This window comes from Algiphilus aromaticivorans DG1253 (genome assembly GCF_000733765.1).
GTDB classification, from domain to species: Bacteria; Pseudomonadota; Gammaproteobacteria; order Nevskiales; family Nevskiaceae; genus Algiphilus; species Algiphilus aromaticivorans.
On sequence record NZ_JPOG01000001.1, the window covers coordinates 971,657 to 983,957 of the forward strand.

9 protein-coding genes and 3 tRNA genes are annotated in these 12,301 nt (G+C 67.0%); 8 read left to right on the top strand and 4 right to left on the bottom strand.

The window, feature by feature from the left end; translation table 11 throughout:
• The first annotated feature begins 67 nt into the window (after positions 1–67).
• From U743_RS04530 to U743_RS04540, 3 genes are all read left to right on the top strand, one after another.
• Complete coding sequence (locus tag U743_RS04530; RefSeq protein ID WP_156966331.1) at positions 68–1,156, top strand: efflux RND transporter periplasmic adaptor subunit; 1,089 nt, start codon at positions 68–70, stop codon at positions 1,154–1,156.
• Between the two features lie 39 nt (positions 1,157–1,195).
• Positions 1,196–4,330, top strand: a complete 3,135-nt coding sequence (locus U743_RS04535) for an efflux RND transporter permease subunit (protein ID WP_043765834.1) — start codon at positions 1,196–1,198, stop codon at positions 4,328–4,330.
• 493 nt (positions 4,331–4,823) lie between these two features.
• The gene (locus U743_RS04540) at positions 4,824–5,135 is read left to right on the top strand and encodes an H-NS histone family protein (RefSeq protein ID WP_043765837.1); all 312 of its coding nucleotides are present in this window, start codon (positions 4,824–4,826) and stop codon (positions 5,133–5,135) included.
• A gap of 70 nt (positions 5,136–5,205) precedes the next feature.
• On the opposite strand, the gene U743_RS04545 is transcribed toward U743_RS04540, so the two are convergent.
• A tRNA-Leu gene (locus U743_RS04545) sits at positions 5,206–5,290 on the bottom strand.
• A gap of 46 nt (positions 5,291–5,336) precedes the next feature.
• Between U743_RS04545 and queA the strand changes: the two genes are divergently transcribed.
• Positions 5,337–6,377 (top strand): tRNA preQ1(34) S-adenosylmethionine ribosyltransferase-isomerase QueA, encoded by a 1,041-nt coding sequence (queA, locus tag U743_RS04550; RefSeq protein ID WP_043765840.1) that lies wholly within the window; start codon positions 5,337–5,339, stop codon positions 6,375–6,377.
• Positions 6,378–6,386: 9 nt separating this feature from the next.
• Here queA and U743_RS04555 read toward each other — a convergent pair whose 3' ends face one another.
• A complete protein-coding gene (locus tag U743_RS04555) occupies positions 6,387–7,397 on the bottom strand; it encodes a hydrolase (protein ID WP_052367532.1) in 1,011 nt (336 codons plus the stop codon).
• 84 nt (positions 7,398–7,481) lie between these two features.
• Between U743_RS04555 and U743_RS04560 the strand changes: the two genes are divergently transcribed.
• The 4 genes from U743_RS04560 (at position 7,482) to U743_RS04575 (ending at position 10,133) form a co-directional block, all read left to right on the top strand.
• Complete coding sequence (locus U743_RS04560) at positions 7,482–7,769, top strand: sll1863 family stress response protein (protein WP_156966332.1); 288 nt, start codon at positions 7,482–7,484, stop codon at positions 7,767–7,769.
• Between the two features lie 108 nt (positions 7,770–7,877).
• Positions 7,878–7,953 (top strand) — tRNA-Ala (locus U743_RS04565).
• 29 nt (positions 7,954–7,982) lie between these two features.
• Positions 7,983–8,058 (top strand) — tRNA-Glu (locus U743_RS04570).
• Positions 8,059–8,192: 134 nt separating this feature from the next.
• A complete protein-coding gene (locus U743_RS04575; protein WP_043765845.1) occupies positions 8,193–10,133 on the top strand; it encodes an aconitate hydratase in 1,941 nt (646 codons plus the stop codon).
• Positions 10,134–10,158: 25 nt separating this feature from the next.
• Here U743_RS04575 and dinB read toward each other — a convergent pair whose 3' ends face one another.
• Positions 10,159–11,232: a DNA polymerase IV gene (gene dinB / locus U743_RS04580; RefSeq protein ID WP_084191361.1), complete on the bottom strand. Its 1,074-nt coding sequence runs from the start codon at positions 11,230–11,232 to the stop codon at positions 10,159–10,161.
• A 62-nt stretch (positions 11,233–11,294) separates the two neighbouring features.
• Positions 11,295–12,299, bottom strand: a complete 1,005-nt coding sequence (locus tag U743_RS04585; RefSeq protein ID WP_043765848.1) for an NAD-dependent epimerase/dehydratase family protein — start codon at positions 12,297–12,299, stop codon at positions 11,295–11,297.
• Positions 12,300–12,301 lie beyond the last annotated feature (2 nt).

Consider the following 12,301-nt stretch of genomic DNA (forward strand, 5'->3'; position numbering starts at 1 on the left):
CTGTAACAGGCTGCGAAGCAGTGACAGTTGCTCTAGGCTTGTCGAATCGGTCCTTGGAGGCCCCCACGTGTCCCGAATTACTTTCCTGTTGCCGGCTGCGCTGGCGATGCAACTCTGTCTTGCGGCGGGCACGGCCGTCGCTCAGAAGGATGTGCCCCGGGTTCGGGTCGTGAATGTGAGCGCGTCTTCCGAGCCCGGTCGCGTCACGCTCACGGGGAGTGTGACCGCGGAGCGCGACGCGCAACTGTCGGCTCGGCTCGAGGGGCTGGTCGCCGATGTGCTCGTTGACGCTGGCGATCGGGTAAGCGCCGGCGATGTGCTGCTGAGGCAGGACGCCACGCTGGCTCAGCTCGCTCTGCGGCGCGCCGAGGCGACCCGTGCCGAGGCGCGCACGCGCCTGCAGGAAGCCGAGCGCCTGCGTGACGAGCAGGAAGTGCTTGCGCGCGATGGCCGCATTCCGGCCTCGTCCTACAAGTCGCAACAGGCCGAAGCCCGCCTGGCCGAAGCGGCGCTGCAGCGGCTGGAAGTCGAGGTGGCGGAGGCGCGCGAACGCGTCCGGCGTCACGAACTGATTGCGCCCTTCGACGGCGTGGTGAGCCGGCGCAGCGTCGACCCTGGCGAATGGCTGGCCACCGGTACGGCGGCGCTGGATCTGATCGCTATCGACCGCGTGCGTGTCGATGTGCAGGTACCGCAACGCTATATCGCCACGCTGGAGAAGGGTTCGCCGGCGGAAGTGACGCTGGATGCGATGCCGGAGCAGACGCTGGAAGGGCGGGTCGATGCGCTGGTGCCGGTCAGTGACCCCGATGCGCGGACCTTCCTCGTACGCGTGCTCGCCGATCAGCCCAGCGCATCCATTCTGCCGGGGCTGTCGGCGCGAGTGACCTTGCGCACCGCTGCCGCAAGCGAGCAGCTGCGCATTCCGCGCGACGCGATCATGCGCTTCCCGGACGGTACGGCGGTGGCATGGGTGGTGGTGCCTTCCGACGACGGCGAGCTGGTCGCGCGCCGCCGTCCGCTCACGCTGGGCGCGACGCTGGGGGACGAAGTGGTCGTGCGCGACGGTCTGAGCGCCAACGAGCGGGTCGTGGTGCGCGGCAACGAAGGCTTGCGCGAAGGCCAGAGCGTGGAAGTGGTCGATGACGCGGACTGATCCCTCGCTGCCGGCGCCGAGAACCGTGGAGCGCCCGGCGTGATCGAGGCGGTGCTGCGTCGCGGCACGCTGTTGACGGTGATCGCGCTGGTCGTGGCCGTGCTCGGCGTGCTGGCCGCCTCGCGCGTGCCGGTGCAGATGATTCCCGATCTGTCGGTGCGCACGATCAGCGTGCAGACGAGCTGGCCGGGCGCCACGCCGCAGGACGTCGAAAAGGAAATCCTGATCGAGCAGGAGGAATACCTGCGGGTCATTCCCAATCTTTCGCGCATGGTTTCCTACAGCTCTACCGGGCGGGCCGAGATCGAGCTGGAATTCCCCTTTGACGTTGACGTGACCGAAGCGCTCATCGACGTCAATAACGCGTTGTCGCAAGTGCCGGACTATCCCGAGAATGTCGATCAGCCGCGCGTGACGGCGAGCTCCTTCTCGGAAAACGCGTTCATGTATTACCGCATCACGCCCCTCGGCGACAATCCGCTGGGGCTGGACATCGATCTGATGCGGGATTTCGTCGATGACAACGTCCGCCCGCGCATGGAACGTGTGGCCGGTGTCTCGCAGGTGCAGGTGCGCGGTGGTGCCGAGCGTCAGGTGCAGATCCACGTCGATCCGGCCGAGCTGGCGCAGCGCGGGCTGGCGATGACGGATGTGCGCGATGTCGTGCGTGCGCGCAACCGCGACACCTCCGCCGGTGACATCGACAGCGGCAAGCGGCGTTATCTACTGCGCACCGTCGGCCGCTACGAGGATGTTGCTGCGCTGGAGGAAACCATTATCGCGCGTCGTGGCGATGCGCTGATCCGCCTCGGAGATGTCGCCGATGTGCGACTCGATCATTTCGAGCTGCGCGAGCTCGCCTTCGCGGATGGCCAGCGTGCCATCACGCTGGCTGTGCGCCGGGTCACCGGCTCCAACGTCATCGCCATCAAGGAGGCGATGGGACCGGTCATCGACGACATCAACGCCGAGGTGCTGGAGCCGGCCGGACTGGAAATGGGGCTGACCAGCGACGACGTGCGCTACGTCGAGGCCTCGGTCGCCAATGTCTGGCAGAACCTCGCCATCGGCGCGGTACTGGCGAGCGCCATCATGTTCGCCTTCCTGCGTTCAGCGCCTGCCACACTGGTGGCTGTGCTCGGCGTACCGCTCTGCACGGTGGCGGCTTTCATCGGCCTGCTTGCCGCCGGCCGCACGATCAACGTGATCTCCCTGGCCGGCGTGGCCTTCGCCATCGGCATGACGCTGGACAACACCATCGTCGTGCTGGAAGCCATCGAGCGCGAGCGCCGCCGTGGCCTCGGGCCACTGGAAGCCGCAGCCGCCGGTGTGCGTCGCGTATGGCCGGCCGTGCTGGCCTCGACGATGACCACGGTGCTGGTCTTTGCGCCGATCCTCTTCATTCAGCAGGAGGCCGGGCAGCTCTATTCCGATATCGCCGTGGCGATCTCGGCCTCGATCCTGACCTCCATGCTGGTTGCCATAACGCTGATACCGGCTGCCAGTGTGCGCATCCGTTTCGCCAGCGCCGATGCCACCCGGGACACGCGCCTGAAGCTCGCTACGGTGTCCGCGGTGCGCTGGCTGGTGGCAAGTCCCGGCCGGCGCTGGAGCTATCTCGGGGGCATCGTGCTGCTCATCGGTGGCGTGCTCTATTTCCTGACGCCACCCGCCGAGTACCTGCCGGAAGGTGAGGAACCAAAGACCTTCGCGAGCATGAGCGCGCCTCCGGGCTACAACCTGACCGAGATGCTACGCATCGCCGAGGAGCTGCAGGAAGAGTTGCTGCCTCATATCGATGCGGACCGTTCGGCCTTTGCGCGCGGCGACACTGATATGCCGCCCATCCGTTATATCAATCTATCCGTGCAGCCGACGGGGCTGCGCATTATCAGCGAGACCGTCGCGCCGGGCGACATCGACGCGCTGATGGCCGCGCTCACCAAGCGCTACGAGCGCTATCCGGGCATGCGCGCCTTCGCCGCGCGTGGCTCCATCATCTCCAGCAACGATGGCGGCACGCGCTCGGTGAATGTCGACATTGCCGGCCCGGACCTTGTCGGCATCTACGAGGTCGCCGAGGCCGTCTATCGCCGGGCAGAAACCGTGCTGGGGGAACCGCAGATCAACTCCGACCCGGGCTCCTTGTCGCTGGATCAGCCATTGATCGAAATCCGCCCGGACTGGGCGCGTGCCGCCGAGCTGGGGCTGGACGCCGACAGCCTCGGCTTTTCGGTCGCGGCGCTGTCCGATGGTGCCTTCGTCGACGAGTTCTTCATCGGTGACCGGAAAGTCGACATTTTCGTCTTCAGCGAGGCTGGCAACCGCCAGGACCTCGCGCGCTTGCCGGAGCTGCCGCTGCATACTCCGCAGGGTGCGGTGGTGCCGATTTCGGCCGTGGCCGATCTCGTCGAGACGGTGGATACGGACCAGATCCGGCGCGTCGACGGCAAGCGTACCGTTACGCTGAACATCATTCCGCCGCGTTCGATTGCGCTGGAAGCGGCTGTGGAGATGGTGCAGCGCGACGTCGTCGATCATCTGCGCGGCCAAGGGGTGGTGCCGGATCGCGTGCAGATGGATATCTCCGGCGCCAGTGATCAGCTGCAGGCCACCCAGGAATCGCTTTCCGGGAATTTCGTCGTGGCACTGGCGCTCTGCTACCTGCTAATGGTGGCCATCTTCGTGCATTGGGGCTTTCCTCTGTTGATCATGCTCAGCGTGCCGCTGGGTATCGCAGGCGGTATTGCCGGTCTGGCCGTGCTCAATCTCTTTGTCCGCCAGCCCTTCGACATGATCACCATGCTCGGCTTCCTGATCCTGCTGGGGACGGTCGTCAACAACCCCATCCTCATCGTCGATCAGGCGCGCTACAACCTGCGGCATGGCGCCGAGAGCATCGAGCAGGCGGTCACTGACGCGCTGCATAACCGCATCCGGCCGATCATGATGTCGATGATCACCACCATCCTCGCGCTGGCGCCGCTGGTATTCATTCCGGGCGCCGGCACCGAGCTTTATCGTGGTGTCGGCACCATCGTGCTTTTCGGCCTGATGATCGCCACGCTGCTCACCTTGACCTTCTTGCCGACGCTGCTCGTTACCGTGCTCCGTATCGGCCAGCGCCTGCGCCCCAGCCGGACCGAAGCCGAAGCTGGACGCCCCGGAAGCTGAGAGAGCGAGACCTGCGCTGCCAGGCTGCCGCGTCACGCGCGGAGGAATGCGCACTGCTACCGGTCAAGAAGGGTTCCGGTCGTTCGGTGCCGCACTGGTCAGTGCGAGAGTCGCCTGCATCGGCTCCGGATTGCGCAGGCCACACCAGAAATATGCGCCCGCACGCATGAGAAACCTGCGCCCAAGTGTGGGCAGGAGCATCTCATTGGTAGCAGCGATGGGCTCGGTGCTGGCGATAAATGGACGTTTACAGATACCTCCGGTTTATTGATCAGAAGGCAATAGCGGAGAAATGACAGCGTGGCCAGGGCGCATGCATTTCCCGAAAGGGAGAAAGCTTTCAAGTTCGCCGGGAGTGGGCCAGGTCGATGTCGTATTTCTGTATCATGCCGTTTCCTGATCCAGCAATGCTTGAATAAATTCTCTCTTTCAATTTATCATCCGCTCGCTTTTCAGGAAGCGAGTGATGTTTACTACTGCCGAGGCATAAACAATGAGCAAGTATCAAGAACTCTTGAGCAAAATCGACACCTTGAAGGCGCAGGCCGAGGAAGAGCGCAAGAAAGAGATCGCCGATGTCGTCGCCGACATCAAGCAGAAAATGGCGCAGTATGATTTGTCGCCGAGCGACCTCGGATTCAGTGGCGCGAAAGCCGGCAAGTCGTCTTCCAAGGGCAAGGGTAGTGTGGCCCCGAAATATCGGGACCCGGCTACGGGCAAGACTTGGACGGGCCGTGGCCGCGCACCGAAGTGGATTAGCGAAGCCGAATCGCGTGGTGTCAAGCGCGATACTTTTCTGATCTGAGCGCTTGCCGCTTTCCAGCGAAAAGGGCCGCCCTCGGGCGGCCCTTTTTCATGGCGCATCGTGAAATAGCTGGTGCCGGAGGTGGGACTCGAACCCACACTGGTTGCCCAACCGCATTTTGAGTGCGGCGCGTCTACCAGTTCCGCCACTCCGGCGCGGTCGCGGACTATAGCGGAGCTGCGACCACCCTACAATGTGCGAGTGAAGCGCAGCGATTTCCACTTCGAGCTCCCCGAGGCCCTTATCGCGCAGCACGCCGTCGAGCCGCGCTCGGCGGCGCGCATGCTGTGTGTCGAGACGTCCGGTCCGCGTGACGCCTGCGTTGCCGACTGGCCCGGCATGTTGGCGCCCGAGGATCTGCTCGTCTTCAACGATACGCGGGTTATCCCCGCGCGCCTGCATGCCACTAAGGCTACAGGCGGCCGTGTGGAAATCCTGCTGGAGCGCGCACTCGACGATCATCGGGTGCTGGTGCAGATGCGCGCTTCCAAGACGCCCAAGCCCGACAATCGACTGACGGTGGACGACGACGGCGCGGCAATGGTCGTCGAGGGAAGGGAGGGCGACTTCTTCCGCCTGCACTTTCCGGAGGAGCCTGCGTTGGCGGTCTTCGAGCGCGCCGGACATGTGCCGCTCCCGCCCTACATCACGCGTGCCGACACCGCCGACGATCGCGAGCGCTACCAGAGTGTCTTCGCGCGGGAATCCGGCGCCGTGGCCGCGCCCACGGCGAGCCTGCACGTCGACGATGCGCTGCTCGCCGCGCTGCGCAGCCGTGGTGTGGGCATTCGGACGCTGACGCTGCACGTCGGCGCCGGCACCTTCGCGCCCATGCGCGTCGAGGACCCCGCCCAGCACCCCATGCACGCCGAGCGCTACCGGGTGACGCCCGAGCTGGTCGAGGCGGTCGAGGCCACCCGCGCGCGCGGTGGCCGCGTCGTTGCCGTGGGTACGACCGTCGTGCGGGCGCTGGAGAGCGCTGCCGTCGACGGCACGCTGACTGCGGGTGCCGGCGAGACGCGCCTCTTCATCGCGCCGGGCTATCGCTTCCGCGTCGTGGACGCGCTGCTCACCAACTTCCATCTGCCGGAGTCGACACTGCTCATGCTGGTCTGCGCCTTCGGCGGCTACGAGCCGGTGATGGCTGCTTATCGGCACGCCGTGGCGGGTGGCTATCGCTTCTTCAGTTACGGCGACGCGATGTGGCTGCCGCGGCGCGTCGATACCCGGGCGCGCGGCTGAGGCGGCGTGTCAGGCGCAGTCTCGCACCACGGCTGCGTCCTTCGCGGGCTGCAGGCGGGCATTCAGCCACTCGGGCAGGCTGTGCTCCAGCCACATGCGCGGCACGCCACTCTGGCCGGCTGCCACGAAGCCGACGTGCCCACCGCGCGGGCTGACGAGCAGCTCGACGGTCTTGGGGAGGCTCGCGGGATCCGGCACGATCTCCGGCACCATCATCGGATCGTCGAGGGCATGGATGATGCGCGTTGGCACGCGGATGCCCTCCAGGTACTGGCCGCAGGAGGCACGCTCGTAGTAGTCCTCGGCGTCGGCGTAGTCGTTGCAGGGCGCGGTATAGGCATTGTCGAAGTCGCGGAAATTGCCGGCAGCCAGCGCCGCTTCCAGATCGGCGTCGGGCGGTAGCGGCACGGGCCCGTGTTTGCGCCGCAGGCCGGCCTTCAGCCCGCGCAGCAGATAGGACTGATAGGCGCGCGCGGCGCCACGCTGCAGATGGTCCACGCAGGGCGCCAAGCGGAAGGGCACGGACACGGCGGCCGCGGCGTCCAGCGGCGCCCGCGCGCCCATCTCGCCCAGGGTCTTGAGCAGGACATTGCCGCCCAGCGACCAGCCGATGGCGGCGCGTCGTCGCTCTGGAAAGCGCTGCGCCATCTGCTGCAGGATCCAGGCGATATCGTCGCTGGCGCCGTGGTTGTAGCTGCGGGCGAGCTGATTCGGCGCCGGTCCCGCGCCGCGCTGCTGCACACCAATGCAGTACCAACCGCGCGCGCGCAGACGCAGCGCGGTGGCGCAGAGATAGGTCGAGTCCAGGCCGCCACCGAGGCCGTGCAGCAGCAAGGCAACCGGCGCGTCGGTGGACGCGCTCGCCGGCGGCAGGTGCCCGATGTCGATGAAGTCGCCGTCGGAAAGCTCGAGGCGCTCCACGCGCCAGTCCACGTGCGGCGTCCGACGCAGCAGTGCGGGCAGGGCGGTCTGCGCATGGGCCTGACGTATAAGCGGGTGCGGCTGAAAGGGAATGGTCATGCGGGATCTGTTGGCATCGTCAGCGTCATGCGCAGATACTGTGCGGACGACAACATGGCTGTCAGCTTAGCGAAGGAGATAATCATGAACCGGGAAGAGCTAATGCGTAAGGCCCGCCAGCGTTTGGAAGTGTTGCAGGCGGATATCGAGAAGCTTGAGGTCAAGGCGCAGCACGCGTCGGAGGATGTCCGCGCCCAGGCCGAGACGCATCTCCAGCGTGCACGCGAGCAGGCCGACGAGCTACGCGGCCGGATGGAAGAGATCCGTGAGGCGGCCGAGGGGCGGCTTCAGGAGCTGCGCGGCCAGGTTGATCAGCTCGGCGAGCGCGCGCGTGAGACGCTGGAGAAGATCCGCGGCAAGATCGGTCTCTGAGGCCGGCCGCGCCGGGAGTGGCGTTGAAGCAGCGCACCTTTGCCAAGAAATTTGCGCGTCAGCGATTGTGCTGACGCGCGGGTGCCGCTACAATCTCGCCCGCTTTACGGGGCCATAGCTCAGCTGGGAGAGCGCCTGCATGGCATGCAGGAGGTCGGCGGTTCGATCCCGCCTGGCTCCACCAAAAAATCGGCCGAGGCCGAACCTCTGTTCGTCCCCATCGTCTAGAGGCCTAGGACACCGCCCTTTCACGGCGGCGACAGGGGTTCGAATCCCCTTGGGGACGCCATAGAAGCAAGTCGACGGGCCCGCGCATCAGCGCGGGCCCGTTTTGTTTGGGCGGTCGCCGTGATCGAAGGGGCTCGGCCCGCGGTAGCGGCCCCTGCGTTAACCTAGCTAGGCATTTGGGTAGCAGGCACGATCATGGCAGCCAGCAAGCCCCGCAACGTTGCGCAGAAGCTCATCGCCGGGCATCTCGTCAGCGGTGAGATGCGTCCCGGCGATGAGATCGGCATCCGCATCGACCAGACCCTGACCCAGGACGCCACCGGCACCATGGTGATGCTGGAGCTGGAGGCAATGGGTGTCGATCGGGTCCAGACCGAGCTGTCGGCACAGTACGTCGACCACAACCTCATCCAGGAAGATTTCAAGAACCCGGACGATCACCTCTTCCTGCAGAGCGCCTGTCAGCGCTTCGGCATTTGGTTCTCGCGGCCCGGCAACGGCATCTCGCACGCGGTGCATCAGGAGCGCTTCGGCGCGCCGGGTCGCACCATGCTGGGTTCCGACAGCCACACGCCGGCGGCGGGCGCGCTGGGCATGCTGGCCATCGGCGCCGGCGGGCTGGAGGTCGCGCTGGCCATGGCCGGGGAACCCTTCTACCTGAAGATGCCGGAAATCTGGGGCGTGAAGCTCAGCGGCGAGTTGCCGGACTGGGTTTCCGCCAAGGATGTCGTGCTGGAGATGCTGCGCCGCCACGACGTCAAGGGCGGCGTCGGACGCATCATCGAGTACTGCGGCCCCGGTGTGGACAGCCTTTCGGCGATGGACCGCCACGTCATCGCCAACATGGGGGCCGAGCTGGGCGCAACCACGACGGTGTTCCCCTCCGACGGCGAGACGCGCCGCTATCTGCGCGCCCAGCAGCGCGAGGACGCCTGGTCCGAGCTTCGCGCCGACGAGGGCGCGGCCTACGACATCGATGAGCACATCGATCTGTCGGCGCTGGAGCCCCTGATCGCCAGGCCCTCGTCGCCCGGCAATGTCGTGGCCGTGCGCGAGGTTGCCGGCGAGCCGCTCTATCAGGCCTACATCGGGTCGTCGGCCAATCCCGGCTATCGCGACTTCGCGGTGCCGGCGAAAATGGTGGACGGCCGCGTCGTCGATCCGCAGGTTTCCTTCGACGTCAATCCCAGCTCTCGCGCCATGCTCGAGACGCTGACGCGCGACGGGCTGCTGGCGCCGCTGATCCACGCCGGCGCGCGGCTGCATCAGGCCGGCTGCAACGGTTGCATCGGCATGGGGCAGGCCCCGGCCACCGGCCGCAACAGCCTGCGCACGACGCCGCGCAACTTTCCGGGGCGCTCGGGCACGCCCGAGGACGCGGTATTCCTCTGCAGCCCCGAGACGGCCACTGCCAGCGCGCTCGCCGGGGTGATCACGGATCCGCGCGACATGGACATGGCTTATCCCCGCGTCGCCGATCCCGACGACCCGGTCGTCAACGAGGCCATGCTGCAGGCGCCGCTGACGCCGGAGATCGCGCGCCAGGTCGAGCTGATCAAGGGCCCGAATATCGCCTCCCTGCCCGAGATCGAGGGCCTGCCCGACGCGCTGGAGCTGCCCGTGCTGCTGACGGTGGGCGACAACGTCTCCACCGACGAGATCATGCGCGCCGGTGCCGAGGTGCTGCCGTTTCGCTCGAACATCCCGGAGATCGCCAACTTCGTCTACGACCAGGTGGATGCGGAGTATCTGGCGCGCGCGCAGGCCACCGGCGACCACGCCATCGTCGGCGGTGACAACTATGGCCAGGGCAGCTCGCGCGAGCACGCGGCACTGGCGCCGCGCTACCTGGGCCTGCGCGCGGTGCTCGCAAAGAGCTTCGCGCGCATCCACTGGCAGAACCTCGTCAACTTCGGCGTGCTGCCCCTGACCTTCGCTGATCCGGCTGACGCCGAGGCGCTGCCGCGCGACAGCGTGATTGGTCTGGAGGGACTGCATCAGGCCCTGGCTGCCGGCCCGGAGATCAGCGCGCAGTGCGATGGCAGGACGCTGCGCCTGAAGCATGCGCTGTCCGAACGTCAGGTGGCGCTGCTGCGCGCGGGCGGACTCATCAACTGGATGCGCGAGCGCGGCTGAAGCGCGCGACCGTCGCTCGCGCGCTTCACTCAAAGAGTGTTCGCTGCTCGCTGGTCGGGGCGGTGGCTTCGTCGGTGCGTTCCAGCTGGCTCAGGCCGACGCCGACGAGGCGGTAGCGCTCTTCGCCGGTGTCTTCTACGCGCGCGAGCAGCTCGATTGCGGCCCGGGCCAGTGCCTCCGCGCTGGCGGGTGGCTGCGCCTGCGTGGCGCGCCGCGTCAGGATCCGAAAGTCGGCGGTCTTGAGCTTGAGCACCACCGTACGGCCGCGGGCACCGACCTTCTGCGCGCTGCGCCAGGTCTTGTCCGCCATGCGCCCAATATGCGGTGGCAGCGCTTCGGCCGGCAGATCCTCGGGCAGGGTGTCCTCGGCGGAAATCGATTTGCGCGGCCGGTCCGGCTGTACCGGGCGCTCGTCGATGCCCCACGCCAGCTCGTAGAGCCGGCCGCCCCAGCGGCCGAAGCGCGCCTCCAGGTCCTCGCGCCGCCAGGCCCGCAGGCTCGCCACGTCGCTGATTCCCAGCGCTTCGAGCTTGGTCTGCATGACCCGGCCGACGCCGGGCAGCCGCGCCACCGGCAGCGGAAGCAGGAAGGCGTCGATGCGTTCGGGGCGCACCACGCAGATGCCGTCCGGCTTGTTGGCGTCGGAGGCCAGCTTGGCCAGGAACTTGTTCGGGGCCACACCCGCGGAGGCGGTCAGCTGCAGCTCCTCGCGGATGGCGCTGCGGATGGCCTCGGCGACGGCGGTGGCGCTGGGCAGCCCGGCGCGGTGCTCGGTGACGTCGAGGTGTGCCTCGTCCAGCGACAGCGGCTCGATCAGCGGCGTGTAGCGCGCGAAGATCGCGCGCACCTGCTGCGAGACGGCGCGATAGCGCGCGAAGTCCGGCGGCACGAAGACCGCGTCCGGGCACAGTCGGGCGGCGCGTACCGAGGGCATGGCCGAGCGTACCCCATAGGGCCGCGCCTCGTAGGAGGCGGCGGTGACCACCGAGCGCGGCCCGGCGCCGCCGACGATGACCGGACGGCCGCGCAGGCCGGGGTCGTCGCGCTGTTCCACCGACGCGTAGAAGGCGTCCATGTCGATGTGCACGATCTTGCGCACGCGATGCTCAGGCAGGTGCTGGGCCGACGATCATGCCGCCAGCTCCGGGAAGGGGCCAGCGCTCAGCGAATGCCGTAGTAGTCGCGGTACCAGTCGACGAAGCGCGCCAGGCCATTATCGAGGGGGGTGTCGGGCGCGAAGCCGACGTCGGCGCTGAGGTCGGCGACGTCGGCGTAGGTGGCATGGACGTCGCCGGGCTGCATGGCGACGTACTCCTTGATGGCCTCCCGACCGCAGAGGCGCTCGAGGGTGGCGATGAAGTCACCGAGTGCCACGGGGCTGTGGTTGCCGATGTTGTAGAGCTTGTAGCGCGCCTGGCTATGGTAGCGGCCGTCGTCGCCGACGGTGATCTGAGGCGGCCGGTCGGCGACGCGCAGCACGCCCTCGACGACGTCGTCGATGTAGGTGAAGTCGCGCTCCAGTTGGCCGTGGTTGAAGACCTTGATCGGCGTGCCCTCGAAGAGGGCCTTGGTGAAGCTGAAGTAGGCCATGTCGGGCCGGCCCCAGGGGCCGTAGACCGTGAAGAAGCGCAGCCCCGTCGTCGGAATACCGTAGAGATGGCTGTAGGCGTGGGCGCTGACCTCGTTGGCCTTCTTGGTGGCGGCGTAGAGGCTGATCGGATAGTCGGTGCGATCACCGGTGGAGAAGGGCAGTTCGGTATTGGCGCCGTAGACGGAACTGGAAGAGGCAAAGACCAAGTGATCCAGCCCCTCGGCGTGCCGGCACAGCTCGAGCAGGTTCTGGAAGCCGATCAGATTGCTGTCGACATAGGCCTGCGGGTTCGACAGCGAGTAGCGCACGCCCGCCTGGGCGGCGAGATGGATCACCGTCTCCGGCCGGGCATCGGCCATGGCCGCACTCAGAGCTTCTGCGTCCTCGAGGCCACCGCGGTGAAAGCGGAAGTTGGGCAGCCCGGCCAGCTCATCAAGGCGGGCCTGTTTCAACGCCGGGTCGTAGTAGGCGTTGCAGTTGTCGAAGCCGACCACCTCGTCTCCCCGGGCGCAGAGCGCCCGGGCGGTGTGGAAGCCGACGAAGCCGGCGGCTCCGGTGAGCAGGATGCGCGCCACTG